The organism is Mycolicibacter hiberniae, from assembly GCF_010729485.1.
In the GTDB taxonomy this organism is placed as follows: Bacteria; Actinomycetota; Actinomycetes; order Mycobacteriales; family Mycobacteriaceae; genus Mycobacterium; species Mycobacterium hiberniae.
Genome location: NZ_AP022609.1, coordinates 2554555 through 2571117, shown reverse-complemented (window position 1 = coordinate 2571117; position 16563 = coordinate 2554555). Strand labels below are relative to the sequence as shown.

Below are 16563 nucleotides of genomic sequence, written 5' to 3'. Positions count from 1 at the left end.
GTGGGCAGGGTCAGAAGTCCCGAGCGGGGCTGGCAGCTACGGGTCTTCGTGCCCTGTTCGGGCGGGGTCGCCCACAGGCATGGTGAAAGGGTCACGGGCCAGTGGGGCCCAGCGCCGGCGCCGCTTCGGGCGGCGGGGAAGAAAGGGGCCGCACCGTGGATGAACAGCATGCGGGTTGCCCGGACGCCACGGCTCACCCGGACCTGATCCGCACCGCCTTGCTGCTGGCCGCCCGCGCACCGTCGGTGCACAACTCCCAGCCGTGGCGCTGGCGCGTCGAGTCCGACCCGGCAGCGCCGCAGCTTCATCTGTTCGTCGAACCGGACCTGAACCTGCCCAGCGTCGACCCCGACGGCCGGGGAATGATTCTGAGCTGCGGTGCGGCCCTGCACCATTGTGTGGTCGCGTTCGCCGCGCTGGGGCAGCAGGTCAAGGTGCGTCGGCTGCCCGACGCGCAACGCCCCGACCACCTGGCGGCGATCGAGCTGGCTGCCGGCGGCCTGCGACCGGGGGTCTCGCAAGTCGACGTCGCGCTGGCGGCGGCGATCCCGCGGCGGCGCACGGATCGTCGTTGCTACAGCGGCTGGCCGGTGGCCGCCGCCGACATCGCCTTGATGGGGGCACGTGCGGCCCGGTCGGGGGTGATGCTGCGCCGGGTCGACGCCCTGGATCGGCTGAACGCGGTGGTAGCCCGCGCGGTGTTCGAGCATCGCACCAACTATGAGTACCTCGCCGAACTGGCGACCTGGAGTGGGCGCTACGGATCGGTGGCGGGGGTTCCGGCGCGCAGCGTCCCGGTGCCCGATACCCAGGCCCCGATCCCCGGACGGTTCTTCGCCGGTCCGGCACTGGCCCAGCCGCCCGGCGCGGAGGCGGCCGAAGATCGCGCGGTGATGCTGGCGCTGGGCACCGAGGCCGACGATCGGCTGGCGCAGCTGCGCGCCGGTGAGGCCACCAGCGTGGTCCTGCTGACCGCGACGGCGCTGGGGCTGGCCAGCTGCCCGGTCACCGAACCGCTGGAGATCGCCGAAACCCGTGCCGCGGTGCGCCGAGACGTGTTCGGAACCAGTGGCTACCCGCAGATGCTGCTGCGGGTGGGCTGGGCTCCGATCAACGCCGATCCACTGCCGGCCACCCCGCGGCGGAGCCTGAACGACACGGTGCAATGGCAGCCCCCGCCGGGCGCGGGCCTGCCGCGCGACTGACTAGAGCAGCGGCGCCGACCAGTGCAGGACGGTTCCGCCGCCCTCGGCCGACTCGATACGGAAGGTCCCGCCGGCCTGATCGGCGCGGCACTGCAGGTTGGTCAAGCCGCTGCGGGTGATCACCTCCGGCAGCCCGCGGCCGTTGTCGGTCACCTCGATGCTCAGGTCGTCTTCGACCTTGATCTGCACGGTCACAGTGGTCGCGCCGGAATGCCGGACCGCATTGCTGACCGCCTCGGAGACCACCGCTTCGGCGTGATCGGCCAGGCCGGGTTCGACCACCGACAACGGGCCGACGAACGAAACGCTGGTGTGCAGTCCCGATCCGGAGAACTGGGCCACCGCGTTGTCCAGCCGCTGCCGCAGCGGCCGGGCCGCCGACGCGACGCCGTGCAGGTCGAAGATCGTGGTGCGGATCTCGCCGATGATCCCCTGCAGGTCGTCGACCGCGTCGGAGAGCCGGCGCTGCACCGCGGCCTCCCCGCTGCGAGCCACGGCGCCCTGCAACGACAAGCCGACGGCAAACAGCCGTTGGATGACATGGTCGTGCAGGTCGCGGGCGATCCGGTCCCGGTCGGTGACCACGTCGAGTTCATGCATGCGGCGCTGCGTCGTAGCCAGTTGCCAGGCCAGCGCGGCCTGGTCGGCGAACGCTGCCATCATCTCGAGTTGCTCGATGCTGAACGGGGCGGTGGTGCTGTGCCGCATCACCACAACCACGCCGGCCACCGCGTCGGTGGCGCGCAGCGGCAGGATCAGAGCCGGCCCGGCGGTATCGACACCGGTCAGCCTCAAACGGTCGACCCGGTGTGGCTCCCGCTTCGAGAAGGCCTCGCCGACCGGCGAGCCGGCCACCGGGATGGCTTCCCCAGACAGCGAATCCACTGCGGTGCCCACGGTTTCGACCACCAGGAGCTGGTCGACCCCGGCATCGGGGGCATCTGTGTCCAGCGGGATGGCCACCAACGCCGACTGCGCACCGGTGAGTTTTGTCGCCTCCTGGGCGATGAGCCGGAACACGGTGGTGGGGTCGGTACCGGACAGCAGTTCGGTGGCGATGTCGCGGGTGGATTCGATCCAGAACTGCCGCGCTTTGGCCTGGGCGTACAACCGGGCGTTGGCAATCGCGATCCCGGCGGCGGCAGCAAGCGCCTGCACCAGCACTTCGTCGTCTTCGCTGAACGGCTGCCCGTCGGCCTTCTCGGCGAGGTACAGATTGCCGACGACCTCACCGCGCACGCCCACCGGCACGCCGAGGAACGTCCGCATCAGCGGATGGTGGGGCGGAAACCCGATCGACGCCGGATGTTGTGAGAGGTCGTCCAGTCGCAGGGTCTGGGGTTCGTCGATCAGCAGACCGACCACCCCCACCTGCGCAGGCAACCGACCGATCTTGGTGAACGTTTCGTCGTCGATACCCTCGTAGACGAACTGCTGCATCCGGCGGTCGCGGTCGTGGACCTCCAGCGCCCCGTACCTGGCGTCGACAAGGTTGGTGGCGGTCTGCACGATGGTCCGCAGGGTTTGATCGAGTTCCAGCCCCGAGGTGACCGCCAGCATTGCCGCCAGCAGTCCGTCGAGGCGGTCGCGTCCTTGCGCGATCTGCTGGACCCGGTCGTGCACGCCGACCAGCAATTCGGGCAACTGCAAATGAAAGAGTTTGTCGTGCAGGGGGTTCGAGCCATCCGCGGGCGCGGGATCAGCCATTGCGCGCACGCTCCAGCTTGGTGGCGAAGACGGCGGCCTGCGTGCGGCGCTCCATGCCCAGCTTGGTCAACAGCCGGGACACATAGTTCTTGACGGTTTTCTCCGCCAGAAACATCCGGTCGGCGATCTGCTTGTTGGTCAACCCCTCCGCGAGCAGGCTCAGCAGCGTCCGCTCCTGCTCGGACAGGCCAGAGAGCGGGTCGGGTTTCGCGGCGGCACCCCGAAGCTTGGCCATCAGGGCGGCCGCGGCCCGGTTGTCCAGCAGCGACCGGCCGGCGCCGACTTCCTTGACCGCGCGGGCCAACTCCATCCCCTTGATGTCTTTGACGATGAAGCCGCTGGCGCCGGCCAGGATGGCGTCGAGCATCGCCTCGTCGGAGGTGAAGGACGTCAGGATCAGGCACCGCAGCTCGGGCATCCGCGACAGCAGGTCGCGGCACAGTTCGATGCCGTTGCCGTCCGGCAGCCGCACGTCGAGCACCGCGACGTCCGGGCACAACCCGGGGATGCGGGCGAGCGCTTCGGCCACCGAACCGGCCTCGCCGACCACGTCCAGTTCGGGATCGGCGCCGAGCAGGTCGATCAGTCCGCGCCGTACCACCTCGTGATCGTCTACCAGAAAGACTCTGACCACATCGCGTCCTCTCGCCCGAAGCCGCCGTCGCGGCACGCGCAGCCACAACCCACGCTAGCGGCGGCACCTGCGGATACCCAGGGTACAAAGCCCCGATCCGTCGGCTGCCCCCTTCGGCTGCGTGAACTACGCTTCATGCGCGTCGGCCCACATACGAGGAGATCCCAGTGGACAGGTCTGCCCTCAACGCGTTGTTCGACCTCACCGGACGCACCGCCATCGTGACGGGCGGGACCCGCGGCATCGGTCTTGCGCTGGCGCACGGGCTGGCCGCGGCCGGCGCCAATGTGGTGGTGGCCAGCCGCAAGAGCGAAGCGTGCGAACGCGCCGCCGAGCAACTGCGGCAGGCCGGCGCCGAGGCCATCGGGGTGCCCACCCACCTCGGCGACGTCGATGCGATCGCCCGCCTGGTCGATGCCACCGTCGAGCGGTTCGGCGGGGTGGACATCGTGATCAACAACGCCGCCAACGCGCTCGCGCTGCCGTTGGGCGAGATCACCCCGGAGGCATTGAGCAAGTCATTCGCGGTCAACCTGCAAGGGCCGGTGTTTCTGGTTCAGGCGGCGCTGCCGCATCTTCGCAAGAGCGGGCACGCGGCAATCGTGAACGTGGTGTCGGCCGGCGCCTTCGTCTACTCGCCGGCCACCTCGATGTACTCGGCCGCCAAGGCCGCACTCGTGTCCTTCACCCGCTCGATGGCGGCCGAGCTCGCCTCGTCGCGGATCCGGGTCAACGCGATCGCCCCCGGCCCGGTCGACACGGACATGGTGCGCAACAACCCGCCGGAGTTCATCGCAGCGCTGCGCGATTCCACCTTGCTGCGGCGCATCGCCGATCCCGATGAAATGGTCGGTCCGGTCATGCTTCTCGTCTCCGATGCGGGCAGCTACATCACCGGTCAGACCATCCACGCCGACGGCGGGATGGTGGCTCGCTAAGCGGACGGGGGTCTGGGGCCCTCGTGATTCCGCTGTGACGAGGCCCGCCGGTCGCGCTGGTGATCCGCACTGCGCGAGCCGAGGAACGGGGTGATGATGTCCACCGGGAGCGGAAAGACCACCGTGGAGTTCTGGTCGGCTCCCAGCTCCAAAAGAGTTTGTAGATAACGCAATTGCAGCGATGCCGGATTCTGGGACAGCCTCTCGGCGGCCTGGCTCAGTTCCTCGGAGGCCTGGAGCTCGCCGCGGGCGTTGATCACCTTCGCGCGCCGCTCGCGCTCGGCCTCGGCCTCGCGGGCCATCGCCCGTTGCATCGACTCGGGGATCTCCACGTCCTTGATCTCGACCACCCGTACCTGCACTCCCCACGGCTCGGTCTGCTTGTCGATGATCGTGCGCAGGTCGGCGTTGAGATCGTCGCGGTGCGCCAGCAACGTGTCCAGATCCGCGCGGCCCAACAACGACCGCAGTGTGGTCTGGGCGATCTGCGAGGTGGCCACGGCGTAGTTCTCCACTTCCATGATTGCCTTGAGCGGGTCGGTGACCTGAAACATCACCACGGCATTCACCCGCGCCGGAACATTGTCGCGGGTTATCACCTCCTGTGGGGGAATGGTCAGCGTCACCACGCGCTGGTCTACCCGAAACATTTTGTCCACCAGCGGGATGAGGAACTTCAGTCCCGGCTGGTAAAGGGGCCGGGCATGACCCATTCGGAACACCACGCCCCGTTCGTACTCCCGCACCACGTTCAGCGCGAAAAATGCCAGCACGGTCACCGCCACCACGCCCAGCACCAGCGCGGTGATCACTCCTTCGCTCATTTCACCGGCCGTTTCGCCGACGCCGGGGCGGAGAAGCCGCCCCATCGGGTGGAGTATCGGTCGACCGCGGCCTCGACCTTCGCCGCCTTCGGTGCCTGATCCGCCCCCGTTGGGTCACCGGGCGCGTTGCTGGGGGTATTCCACAGGTGGCGCACCAGGGGAAAGCCGCCGGCCGCCACCACTGCGACCGCGGCGGTCAGCACCAGAAGGTCGGCGGCCGAATGGTTCACAATCAGCGTCGCCAACGGCAGAATGATGCCGAAACCGGCTACCGCACAAGCGATGCCCCGGTGGAATCGGCCGGTTTCCGAATGCGGCCAGGGGTCGACGGCTCGGCTGATCTCCCTGCCGTGGGGCGATGTGGTGCACGTGTGTTTGACCGGACAGGCGTTGCAGATCGACGGAGTCGCGCGGTACCGCATCACGCGATTGTCGGGGTCGAACGTGGTGGGCCACAGCCACTGATCCTCAGGACATTTCCAGGCGTCGTGGTCTTGGTGGTAGACGAACTTGCCGGTGCGCCACTGTGCAGCCCGGTCGGAGGTCCGCTGGGCCAACCGGTCGAAGCCCCAGGCGAAGGACAGCAGCAGCAGCGCGTAGCCGGCCACCAGCCACACCCAGGTCGCCGGCCCCGTCACGACCGGGCCTTGCCGGTGGGCGCGGCGTCCGCGGTGACCTCGGTGTAGAGCGGATGCTCCGGCAACTCCTCAACCGTTTCTCCGGTGCGGAAGTTGCGCAGCGCGATCCAGGCGATCCAGACGAAGGGCACCACACCGGCCCCGATCAGGATCAGGTCACCGGGCAGGCGCATCCATTCCAGCAGTGTGTTGCCGGGCTGGGTGAGGTAACCCAGGGAGCGGGCCTCGAAGTACCCGGCGTTGACGGAGTGGAACAGCTGCAGCACGCCCAGCGGCAGCAGGGTGACGAAGACCATCCACACCAGGCCGATGTTCATGCCCCAGAAGGAGAGCCGGGCCAGCTTGTTCGGCCACTTGTCGGCCGGGATCACATAGCGGAACGCGAACATCGCCAGCGCCACCGCGAGCATGCCGTAGACCCCGAACATCGCGGCGTGGGCGTGGTTGGCGGTCAGCGCGGTGCCGATCTCGTAGTAGGACACCACCGGAAGGTTGACCAGGAACCCGAAGATGCCCGCGCCCAGGAAGTTCCAGAACCCAACGGCAACCAGGAACATCACCGCCCAGCGCGCCGGGAAGTTGTTCTGCTCACCGGCCTCCTGACGTGCACCCAGCTGCAGGAAAGCCCAGGCCTCCACGGTCAGGAAGGTCAGCGGGATCACTTCGGCCGCCGAGAAGAACGCGCCCAGCGCCATGTGCTCCACCGGTGTGCCGGAGAAGTACAGGTGGTGCATGGTGCCGATCACTCCGCCGGCCGAGTACAAGATGATGTCGAGGAAGATGACCAGCAACGCGACCCGCTCGCGGACCACGCCGAGCAGGACGAACATGTAGGCCACCATCGCGGTGGTGAACAGCTCCAGGAAGTCCTCCACCCACAGGTGCACCATCCAGAACCGCCAGAAGTCGGCCACCGAGAAATGTGCCTCGCTGCCGGCCAGCAGGCTGGCCGCGTAGAACGTCGGGATGGCCAGGCCGGTGAAGAAGAACATCCAGGGCAGGTTCATCTTCGAGGTGGTAGCCAGCTTCGAGCGCATCCCGCGCCAGATGATCACGATCCACCAGAACAGGCAGACGATCAGCAGCACCTGGAACACCCGCGGCAGGTCCAGGAACTCCCACTGCTGCGATACCGGCGTGCCCGGCTTGATCACACCGAAGATCGACAGCGCCTCGAAGGTCAGCGAGCCGAACACCACCACAGCCAGCCCCCCGAGCAGCCCGTAGACCAGGAGCGACTGCTTGCCCGGTTCGCGGCGGGTGATGAAGGGCACCAGGAAGATTCCGCCGGCCAAAAACGCCGCCGCGGTCCAGAACAGGGACAGTTGCAGGTGCCAGGTTCGGGCCAGGTTGTAGGGCAGGATCTTGGCGAGGTCGATCCCGTAGAACTCCGAGAGATCCGCGCGATAGTGCTCGACGGCGCCGCCGAGCACGACTTGGGCCAGGAAAAGCACCGCCACCACGGCGAAGATCCAGATCGCCGCGCGCTGCGAGCGGGTCAGCGGCACCTCGCCCGGCTGGCGGAAGTGCAGCTTGGTCGTCTCGGTGCCGTGCCAGCCGATGTTCTGGCTCCAGCGGCCGTAGACGGTGAACATGACGCCGATGCCGCCCAGCAGCATGATCAGCGACAACACCGACCACACTACGACCGATCCGGTGGGGCCGTTGTCGACGCGCGGCTCGGCGGGCCAGTTGTTGGTGTAGCTGTAGCTGTGGCCGGGCCGCTCGGCGGCGGCCGCCCACGCGGTCCAGGCGAAGAAAGCGGTCAGGTCCCGGATCTCGCCGGGGTCGGTGATCAGGTGGGGCAGCAGGCCGTATTTGGTGGAGGGTTCGCCGAAGTAGTCGGCGTAGTGCTGCTGGATCGTGTCGAACGCCTTGACCTGCTTGTCGGTGAACACCAGGGTCTTGGTGTCGGCGTCGTAGCGGTTGGTCCTGAACTCGGCGACTACGTCGTCGTGCGGGTTTGCCACGCCCTGCGCCCGGAACTGCTCGGTCACGTCTTCGGTGGCCAACCGCAGGTACTCGGCGGTGTAGTCCGGGCCCAGGTAGGCGCCGTGGCCCAGCACCGATCCGTACTGCATGAGGCCGCGGGCCTGATACAGCTGCTGGCCACGGGTGATGTCGGCTCCGGAGAACAGCTCTTGGCCGGACGCTGTGGTGACGCGCGCCGGCATCGGCATCGATGCGGTGTAGGTGCGGTAGGCCAGGATTCCCATCACCAGGAAGCCGAAGATCATGACCAGGGCCACGCCCTGCGCCCAGCCCTTGCCGACCAGCGCCGCACTGCGCCCGGAACCGCTGGTGGGGGCGCCTAACTCCGTCGCATCGGTGCTCATGACGGGACGCTAACAGTATCGAGGAAGAATGTTCTCGAAACTGTTGGGGACCATCGGAATTTGGGGCCGGGCGTTAGTTTCTCTGTGGACCAAATACCCCTTGACGCCGCAGCGGCGCATACCTTAGTGGCGGTCCGCGACGCGGACCGGAAAGGACTCACACCATGCCCCGACTCCGCGAGATCCCGCGCGCCGAAGTGACCGACAAGCAGATTCTGTTCTTCTACGACCGGATCTTCGGCGCGGGCGTAGACCCGGTGGAGCACACAGATCCCGAAGCGCCCTCCGGCGGCCCGGAGGGCTACCGCACCATCCACGGCACGCCGGGGGACTGGTGGACGGTGTTCGCCCAGGCGCCCGCGGTGTTCTCCCACGCGGTGCGCGGCTTCGCGCTGTATCGCAACGCCTCGCTGGACCCACTGCTGCGCGAACTCGGTCAGGCCCGTGCCGGCTATGCGCGCGGCAGCCAGTTCGTCTACTCCCAGCACTGCAAGCAGATGCGTTCGCTGGGCATGTCCGAGGAGAAGATCGCCGCTTTGCCGTCCTGGCAGGTCAGCGACGCCTTCACCGGGCTCGAGCGGGCGGTGCTGGCATACACCGATGCCCTGGTCTATGACGGCGGCCGGGTTTCCGACGAGATCTTCGCGGTCCTCAAGGCGAACCTCTCAGACCCCGAAATCCTGGAGTTGACCTACATCACCTGCATGTATGACATGCACTCCGTCATCTGTCGCGCGTTGCGCCTGGAGTTCGACGACCGGCCCGAGCTGATCGAGGAGGTCCAGGTTCCCGCGGGCATGCACGTCGCGGACCTCTCGGCCGACCTGGCCGGACAGTGACGGCGGGTTGTCGGTACCGCGGCGCAAGATCGGCGTGTGCTTGACGCGGTGCTTCCCCTGCAGTGCGGGGGCTGCGGTGCGCCCGGCGCCCGCTGGTGTGCCGCCTGCGCCGCCCAGCTGACCGTCGGGGACGACCACCCCCGGGTGGTGGTCCCAAGGCTGGACCCGCAGGTGCCGGTGTTCGCCCTCGGCCGCTACGCCGGGCCCCGCCGGCAGGCCATTGTCGGGGTCAAGGAACGGGGGCGTAGCGACCTCGTCGCGCCGCTGGCATGCGCCGTGGGTGCAGCGCTGCAGCGGCTGCTGAGCTGGCAGCTGCTGGAGCTGCCGGTGACGCTCGTTCCGGCACCTACCCGCGCCGGCGCCGCCCGGCGGCGGGGCGGCGATCCGGTCACGCGGATCGCCGCGGCGGTGGCGGACCGCGAGTGCGGCGTCAGGGTGGCGCCGGTACTGCGAATGCGGGCGCTGACTCGCGACTCGGTCGGGCTGGGGGCCGGCGCCCGGCAGCGCAACGTCGCCGGCCGCGTGGTGCTGCGCCGGCGGCGGCTGGCGGGCATCTGTGGCGCCGGTGATGTCGTGGTCGTCGATGACGTTCTCACCACGGGTGCCACGCTGGCCGAGTCGGTTCGGGTGCTGTGTCAAGCCCGTCTGCCGGTCGCGGCCGCACTTGTGATCGCGTCGGTATGAGATGGGTTCCAAATGGGTGCGCCAAACCAGTGGCACGTATCGGGCGGCATGGCTACGGTCGTCATCATGAGGTCCCCGGGACCGTAGAGCGCCATCAGTTCGTGGTCGAAACGACAGGAGAGTGTCGAACATGGCAAATCAATTTGTGGAAATCCAACCGGCGTCCGTCGATGCCGATGAGCGGCCCGAGCAGGCGGGCGCGGAGATCGTGGTCAAGGGCCGCAACGTCGAGATTCCTGACCATTTCCGGGTTTACGTGTCCCAGAAGCTGGCCCGCCTGGAGCGGTTGGACCGCTCGATTCGCCTGTTTGACGTCGAGCTCAAACACGCCAACAACCGGCGCCAGCGAAAGTCCTGCCAGCGGATCGACATCACCGCGCACGGCCGTGGGCCGGTGGTTCGCGGTGAGGCCAGGGCCGACAGCTTCTATGCCGCCTTCGAGGCCGCGATCGACCGGCTGGAGAGCCGGTTGCGTCGCGACAAGGGGCGGCGCAACGTCTCCTACGGAGACAAAACACCGGTTTCGGTGGCCGAGGCCACCGGGGTCGGCAATCTGGACCCGGCGTTCGTGGCGGGTGCCTTCGACCGGGGCGGCACCGCCGAACCCGACCGCCGTGACGACAGCGAGGGCTACGGCCACGGACCCGGCCGGATCGTGCGCACCAAGGAACACACCGCCACGCCGATGTCTGTCGACGATGCGCTCTACGAGATGGAGCTCGTCGGGCACGATTTCTTCCTGTTCCACGACAAGGAGACCGACCAGCCCTCGGTGGTCTACCGGCGGCATGCCTACGACTACGGCCTGATCCGCCTGGTCTGAGGGCAGGGCCTCGACAGCTGCGTTGGCGGCGCATTACCGCCCTCGGTGACGGTGTCACCTACCATGGGTGACGCTCGTAAATGCCGAAGACTGAGTAGGGGACATAGCCGTGCTGTCCAAGTTGCTGCGTTTTGGTGAAGGCCGCATGGTCAAACGGCTCAGAAAGGTCGCGGATTACATCGACACCCTCGCCGGCGACGTCGAGGCGCTGACCGATGCCGAGCTGCGGGCCAAGACCGACGAGTTCCGCGCGCGTCACGAAGGCGGCGAGTCCCTCGACGACCTGCTGCCGGAGGCCTTCGCGGTGGCCCGGGAGGCGGCCTGGCGGGTGCTGAGCCAGCGGCCCTTCCACGTACAGCTGATGGGCGGTGCAGCGCTGCACTACGGCAACGTCGCCGAGATGAAGACCGGTGAGGGCAAGACCCTGACCTGTGTGCTTCCGGCGTACCTCAACGCGCTCGCCGGCAAGGGCGTGCACGTCGTCACCGTCAACGACTACCTGGCCAAGCGCGACAGCGAGTGGATGGGCCGCGTGCACCGATTCCTCGGCTTGGAGGTCGGGGTGATCTTGTCGCAGATGACCCCCGACGAGCGCCGCATCGCCTACAACGCCGATGTCACCTACGGCACCAACAACGAGTTCGGTTTCGACTATCTGCGCGACAACATGGCGCATTCGCTCGACCAGTTGGTGCAGCGTTCGCACAACTTCGCGATCGTCGACGAGGTCGACTCCATCCTGATCGATGAGGCCCGGACCCCGCTGATCATCTCCGGGCCGGCCGACGGCAGCTCCCACTGGTACAGCGAGTTCGCCCGGATCGTTCCGTTGATGGAGAAGGACGTCCACTACGAAGTCGACCTGCGCAAGCGCACCATCGGTGTGCACGAGGCCGGGGTCGAATTCGTCGAGGATCAGCTCGGCATCGAGAACCTCTACGAGGCCGCCAACTCCCCGCTGGTCAGCTACCTCAACAATGCCCTGAAGGCCAAGGAGCTGTTCAACCGCGACAAGGACTACATCGTCCGCAACGGTGAGGTCTTCATCGTCGACGAGTTCACCGGCCGCGTGCTGGTGGGCCGGCGCTACAACGAGGGCATGCACCAGGCCATCGAGGCCAAGGAGCGGGTGCAGATCAAGGCCGAGAACCAGACGCTGGCCACGATCACCCTGCAGAACTACTTCCGGCTCTACGACAAGCTCGCCGGCATGACCGGCACCGCCGAGACCGAGGCCGCCGAGCTGCACGAGATCTACAAGCTCGGGGTGGTGCCCATCCCGACCAACAAGCCGATGGCACGCATCGACCAGATCGACCTCATCTACAAGACCGAGGAGGCCAAGTTCCTCGCGGTCGTCGACGATGTCGCCGAACGCTACGAAAAGGGCCAGCCGGTGCTGATCGGCACCACCAGCGTCGAGCGCTCGGAGTACCTGTCCAAGCAGCTGACCAAGCGTCGGGTCCCGCACAACGTGCTCAATGCCAAGCAGCATGAGCGCGAGGCGCACATCATCGCCGAGGCCGGCCGGCGCGGCGCGATCACGGTCGCCACCAACATGGCCGGCCGCGGCACCGACATCGTGCTCGGCGGCAACGTCGACTTCCTGGCCGACCAGCGGCTGCGCAGTCAGGGACTGGACCCGGTGGAGACGCCCGACGAGTACGAGGCCGCCTGGGATGCGGCGTTGCGTGAGATCAGGGACGAGGCCGCCGCCGAGGCCAAAGAGGTGATCGAGGCGGGCGGCCTGTACGTGCTGGGTACCGAGCGGCACGAGTCGCGGCGTATCGACAACCAGCTGCGCGGCCGGTCCGGCCGGCAGGGCGACCCGGGCGAATCCCGGTTCTACCTGTCGCTCGGTGACGAATTGATGAGGCGGTTCAACGGTGCGGCCCTCGAATCATTGCTGACCCGGCTGAACCTGCCCGACGATGTGCCGATCGAGGCCAAGATGGTCACCCGGGCGATCAAGAGCGCCCAGACCCAGGTCGAGCAGCAGAACTTCGAGATCCGCAAGAACGTGCTCAAGTACGACGAGGTGATGAACCAGCAGCGCAAGGTCATCTACACCGAGCGCCGCCGCATTCTCGACGGGGAGAACCTGGCCGAGCAGGCCCACGACATGCTCGTCGACGTGATCACCGCCTACGTCGACGGTGCCACCGGCGAGGGCTACGCGGAGGACTGGGACCTTGAGCAGTTGTGGACGGCGCTCAAGACCCTCTACCCGGTGGGCATCGACTATCACGAACTGCTGCACGCCGACGACATCGGCGAAGCCGACGACCTGACGCGTGAAGAGCTGCTCGAGGCGCTGCTGGCCGACGCCGAGAACGCCTACGCCGCACGGGAAGCCCAGGTCGACGAGGCCGCCGGCCCCGGAGCCATGCGGCAGCTGGAACGCGGGGTGCTGCTCAGTGTTCTGGACCGCAAGTGGCGCGAACACCTCTACGAGATGGACTACCTCAAGGAGGGCATCGGTCTGCGGGCGATGGCGCAGCGCGATCCGTTGGTGGAATACCAGCGGGAGGGCTTCGACATGTTCCGCGGCATGCTCGACGGGCTCAAGGAGGAGTCGGTCGGCTTCCTGTTCAACGTCGCCGTCGAGGCGGTGCCGAAGCAGCCGGTGGCACCGGTGGACGCGCCTGAAGGCCTGGCGGAGTTCGGACTGCGTGCCAAGGGCATCGACGGCGCCAACGGAGCCGACGGCGCCAATGGCGCCGATGGTGCCGACGGTGCTGCGGGGCTGACCTATTCAGGGCCGGCCGAGGACGGTTCCGCGCAGGTGCGGCGCAGCGGCGACCTGCAGCCCGCGGGAGCCAACACCCCCCAGTCGCGCCGGGAGCGCCGGGAGGCGGCCCGCCGGGAGGGCCGGGGGTCGCGGTTGCCGAAGGTGCCGCGCAAGGGCTGAGGCACCGACTCGGCCTCACCCGATGTGCAGGGCGACGACCCGCCACGCGGTGTCTTTGCGGCTTCCGGGAACCGGCTCCACGCGACACGCCAGCGCATGCGTGCGCTGTCCGCGCCGGTAGGTGCCGAAGACCTCCACGGCGCGAGCCACCTCACCCGAACCCGCCGGCTGCACGCGCACCCGCACCAGGGTGGCCGGTTCGACCCGGCCCGCGGGGGCGGCCAGGCGCACCGCCAGCACGGCTTCGGCCAGTCCCGCGGCAAGCAGCCCAAACAGGTGTGCGGCGGGTCGGCGCCCGTCGAGCACTTCCAGGACGCGGCGCAGGGCGGCGTCGGCGAACATCGCCGCCGACCGCAACGGCGCAGGTAGTGCGGTGCGAGCCGGGCGTGCGGGACGAGGTCGGCCCGAATGCCCGTGGCGCACCCGGACGCACGCCGAGGGCGCCGGTGAACCTCCGGGCGGAGCCGGTGGTGTCGGGCTGGCCGGTGGTTCGTAGTCGCCCAACGGCGCGACGGCCGGGCGCTGGGGCAGGCAGGGGTCGGCAGGCACGGCAACTCTCCACATTCGGTCCGGGCGGCGGGCCTGCTGGAGAGTGGCAGGGCGTGTGCGCCCGATCATCGCACAACGGCGGCACGCGCGTATTCGCGTGCGCCGCGTCGGGCGGGCGGGCTACCGTGAGCGGCAGTGTTTTTCTCCGATCCGGGGGCTGGTTCAGCGCCCGGGGCCGGATCGATTCAGCAGGGAGGGCGGGCCGCGATGGTGAACCGGCTGTCGGCGTCGGAGGCCTCTTTCTACCGGCTGGAGAACACCACCACGCCGATGTACGTGCAGTCGCTGTTCATTCTGCGCAACCCGCGTGGCGGGCTGGGGTATGACAAGGTGCTGGAGACCATCGAGCAGCGGTTGCCGCAGATCCCGCGCTACCGGCAGACCATCCACGAAGTCACCCTGGGCCTGGCCCGCCCGGTGTGGGTCGATGACCACGAATTCGACATCACCTATCACGTAAGGCATCTGGCGGTGCCGTCTCCCGGCAGCGATCGGCAGCTGCATGAGCTGATCGCGCGGCTGGGACAGCAACCGTTGGATCGGGCCCGGCCGCTGTGGGCTGTCTACCTGATCGAAGGGCTGGCCGACAACCGGATCGCTGTCTACCTCAAGTCGCACCAGGCGTTGGTCAACGGCATGGCGGCTCCGGCGATGGGGCATGTGCTGGTGGACCGCACCCAACGTCCGCCCCCGTTCGACGAAGACATCTGGGTGCCGCGCGACGAGCCCGGCGCCGTGGAACTGGTACTCGGCGCCCTCGGCGACTGGGTGGCCGCTCCGCGCACCCAGCTTCAAGCGGTGGGGGCGACGGTGGGCGGACCGGTGGCCTGGGCGGGCCGCAAGACCTTCGATGCGCTGCGGGCCGTCGTCCGCGGCGCCGCTCCGCAAAGCCCGCTCAACACGCAGGTTTCGCAGAACCGCCTGTTTACGGTGGCACGCGGCTCGCTGGAGGACTACCGAAAGGTCCGGGCGCGCTATGAGTGCGCCATCAACGACGTCGTGCTCGCGGTGATCACCGGAGCGCTGCGGAACTGGTTGCTGGCCCGTGGGGAGCCGGTCGGGCCGACGCGCACGGTTCGGGCACTGGCGCCGTTGTCGGTGTACCCTGACCACGCGATCGACTCCGCCGGCCAGCCCATCGGTTCCGTGACGCCTTTCCTGGTGGATCTTCCGGTGGGAGAACCCAATCCGGTAGTGCGGCTCTCCCAGATCGCTTATGCCACCGAATCGCATCCCACCTCGACCGGGCTGGTGGATGCCCGCACCATCTTGACGGTGGCGGGTTTCGCCCCACCGACCCTGCACGCGATGGGTGTGCGGGTCGCGACCGCCTATGCCGGGTTCTCCGGGCGGGTGTTCAACCTGCTGATCACCAATGCGCCGGGTTCGCAACGACAGCTCTACGTCTGCGGCGCCAAGTTGCTCGAGACTTACAGCGTGCCGCCGCTGCTGCCCAACAAGGCCCTGGCGATCGGGGTGACGTCCTACAACGGCAAGCTGTACTTCGGTGTCAATGCCGACCGCAAGGCGATGAGCGACGTCGGTATGGTCTCGTCACTGCTGGATGAGTCTTTGGCCGAACTGTTGGAGGCAGCACAGTGAGCGACGACGAATTCGCATCTGCCTCAAGGCGGCTCGCCGACGATGTGTACCAGAAGGAGCTGCTGCGTCTGCAGAGCGAGTTCGTCAAGCTCCAGGAGTGGGTTCGCGCAACGGGCACCCGGGTGGTGGTGATCTTCGAGGGCCGTGACGCCGCCGGAAAGGGCGGCGTCATCAAGCGCATCACCGAATACCTGAGCCCACGCACGGTTCGCATCGCCGCCCTTCCGGTCCCCACCGAGCGGGAACGGGGGGAGTGGTACTTCCAGCGCTACGTCGCACACTTGCCGGCCAGCGGTGCGATCACGCTCTTCGACCGGTCCTGGTATAACCGGGCCGGGGTGGAGAAGGTGATGGGCTTTTGTACCGCCGATGAGCATGCGCGCTTCCTCAAGCAGGTGCCGGTGTTCGAGCAGCTTCTGATCGACGACGGAATCCTGTTGCGCAAGTATTGGTTTTCGGTCTCCCAGGCCGAGCAGTTGCGCCGCTTCCGTAAGCGCCGCAACGACCCGCTGCGGCAGTGGAAGCTCTCGCCGATGGACCTGGAGGCACTGCGCCGCTGGGAGGACTACTCGCGGGCCCGCGACGAGATGATGTCTCACACCGATACGGCGTCAAGCCCCTGGTACGTGGTCGAGTCCGAGGTGAAGGCCCATGCAAGGCTGAACATGATGGCGCACCTGTTGCGGTCGATTCCCTATCGGGAAGTGGAGCGCGAGCGCGTGGACTTGCCGAAAAAGCCGGTCGTCACCGGCTTTTACCAGCGTCCCGACCGCAGCCACTATCGGTACGTCGAGGACTACGCCGCCACCCTGTTCGGCGACAGTTGACAAGACGCCCAGCGCGCCGTCTTTTCATCGCGGCGATTCGTCTGCT

General features: G+C 67.8%; 14 protein-coding genes. 8 read left to right on the top strand and 6 right to left on the bottom strand.

Annotated features, from left to right (window positions below):
* Positions 1–155: 155 nt before the first annotated feature.
* Positions 156–1205: an Acg family FMN-binding oxidoreductase gene (locus G6N14_RS12110; RefSeq protein ID WP_085134272.1), complete on the top strand. Its 1050-nt coding sequence runs from the start codon at positions 156–158 to the stop codon at positions 1203–1205.
* Here the strand turns inward: G6N14_RS12110 and G6N14_RS12105 are convergent, their stop codons facing one another.
* A complete protein-coding gene (locus G6N14_RS12105; RefSeq protein WP_085134271.1) occupies positions 1206–2912 on the bottom strand; it encodes a GAF domain-containing sensor histidine kinase in 1707 nt (568 codons plus the stop codon).
* Positions 2905–3546: a hypoxia response regulator transcription factor DosR/DevR gene (gene dosR / locus G6N14_RS12100; protein ID WP_046321513.1), complete on the bottom strand. Its 642-nt coding sequence runs from the start codon at positions 3544–3546 to the stop codon at positions 2905–2907. Before dosR ends, G6N14_RS12105 begins: the two co-directional genes overlap by 8 nt.
* A gap of 167 nt (positions 3547–3713) precedes the next feature.
* Here dosR and G6N14_RS12095 point away from each other — a divergent pair, with 167 nt between their 5' ends.
* Positions 3714–4484: an SDR family NAD(P)-dependent oxidoreductase gene (locus G6N14_RS12095; protein ID WP_085134270.1), complete on the top strand. Its 771-nt coding sequence runs from the start codon at positions 3714–3716 to the stop codon at positions 4482–4484.
* Here G6N14_RS12095 and G6N14_RS12090 read toward each other — a convergent pair.
* The 3 genes from G6N14_RS12090 to G6N14_RS12080 are packed head-to-tail and all read right to left on the bottom strand — an operon-like array spanning position 4481 to position 8282.
* Positions 4481–5308 carry a slipin family protein gene (locus G6N14_RS12090; RefSeq protein WP_085134269.1) on the bottom strand — a complete coding sequence of 276 codons (828 nt, stop codon included), beginning with the start codon at positions 5306–5308 and terminating at the stop codon, positions 4481–4483. The two genes, G6N14_RS12095 and G6N14_RS12090, sit on opposite strands and share 4 nt — an antisense overlap.
* Entirely contained in the window at positions 5305–5946 is a 642-nt protein-coding gene (locus G6N14_RS12085) for a hypothetical protein (protein ID WP_085134268.1), read from the bottom strand. Before G6N14_RS12085 ends, G6N14_RS12090 begins: the two co-directional genes overlap by 4 nt.
* Positions 5943–8282: a nitric-oxide reductase large subunit gene (locus G6N14_RS12080; protein ID WP_085134267.1), complete on the bottom strand. Its 2340-nt coding sequence runs from the start codon at positions 8280–8282 to the stop codon at positions 5943–5945. The genes G6N14_RS12085 and G6N14_RS12080 overlap by 4 nt, the downstream gene beginning before the upstream one ends.
* Before the next feature lie 164 nt (positions 8283–8446).
* Between G6N14_RS12080 and G6N14_RS12075 the strand changes: the two genes are divergently transcribed.
* The 4 genes from G6N14_RS12075 (at position 8447) to secA (ending at position 13539) form a co-directional block, all read left to right on the top strand.
* Positions 8447–9121: a carboxymuconolactone decarboxylase family protein gene (locus tag G6N14_RS12075; protein WP_085134266.1), complete on the top strand. Its 675-nt coding sequence runs from the start codon at positions 8447–8449 to the stop codon at positions 9119–9121.
* A gap of 36 nt (positions 9122–9157) precedes the next feature.
* A complete protein-coding gene (locus G6N14_RS12070; protein WP_085134265.1) occupies positions 9158–9805 on the top strand; it encodes a ComF family protein in 648 nt (215 codons plus the stop codon).
* Positions 9806–9935: 130 nt separating this feature from the next.
* Entirely contained in the window at positions 9936–10628 is a 693-nt protein-coding gene (gene hpf / locus G6N14_RS12065) for a ribosome hibernation-promoting factor, HPF/YfiA family (protein ID WP_085134264.1), read from the top strand.
* Positions 10629–10737: 109 nt separating this feature from the next.
* On the top strand, positions 10738–13539 hold the full coding sequence (gene secA, locus G6N14_RS12060) for a preprotein translocase subunit SecA (protein WP_085134263.1): 2802 nt from the start codon (positions 10738–10740) through the stop codon (positions 13537–13539).
* A 15-nt stretch (positions 13540–13554) separates the two neighbouring features.
* Here secA and G6N14_RS20705 read toward each other — a convergent pair whose 3' ends face one another.
* Positions 13555–14088: an Rv3235 family protein gene (locus G6N14_RS20705; protein WP_234808797.1), complete on the bottom strand. Its 534-nt coding sequence runs from the start codon at positions 14086–14088 to the stop codon at positions 13555–13557.
* Positions 14089–14295: 207 nt separating this feature from the next.
* Between G6N14_RS20705 and G6N14_RS12050 the strand changes: the two genes are divergently transcribed.
* Positions 14296–15690: a WS/DGAT/MGAT family O-acyltransferase gene (locus G6N14_RS12050; RefSeq protein WP_085134261.1), complete on the top strand. Its 1395-nt coding sequence runs from the start codon at positions 14296–14298 to the stop codon at positions 15688–15690.
* Positions 15687–16517, top strand: a complete 831-nt coding sequence (ppk2, locus tag G6N14_RS12045; RefSeq protein WP_085134260.1) for a polyphosphate kinase 2 — start codon at positions 15687–15689, stop codon at positions 16515–16517. The genes G6N14_RS12050 and ppk2 overlap by 4 nt, the downstream gene beginning before the upstream one ends.
* Positions 16518–16563: the final 46 nt, after the last annotated feature.

Excerpts from the sequence above, each read along its gene's own strand:
- G6N14_RS12080 (WP_085134267.1), bottom strand. The coding sequence starts at position 8,282 with ATGAGCACCGATGCGACGGAGTTAGGCGCCCCCACCAGCGGTTCCGGG.
- G6N14_RS12075 (WP_085134266.1), top strand. The coding sequence starts at position 8,447 with ATGCCCCGACTCCGCGAGATCCCGCGCGCCGAAGTGACCGACAAGCAG.
- hpf (WP_085134264.1), top strand. The coding sequence starts at position 9,936 with ATGGCAAATCAATTTGTGGAAATCCAACCGGCGTCCGTCGATGCCGAT.
- G6N14_RS12105 (WP_085134271.1), bottom strand. The coding sequence starts at position 2,912 with ATGGCTGATCCCGCGCCCGCGGATGGCTCGAACCCCCTGCACGACAAA.
- G6N14_RS12050 (WP_085134261.1), top strand. The coding sequence starts at position 14,296 with ATGGTGAACCGGCTGTCGGCGTCGGAGGCCTCTTTCTACCGGCTGGAG.
- G6N14_RS12090 (WP_085134269.1), bottom strand. The coding sequence starts at position 5,308 with ATGAGCGAAGGAGTGATCACCGCGCTGGTGCTGGGCGTGGTGGCGGTG.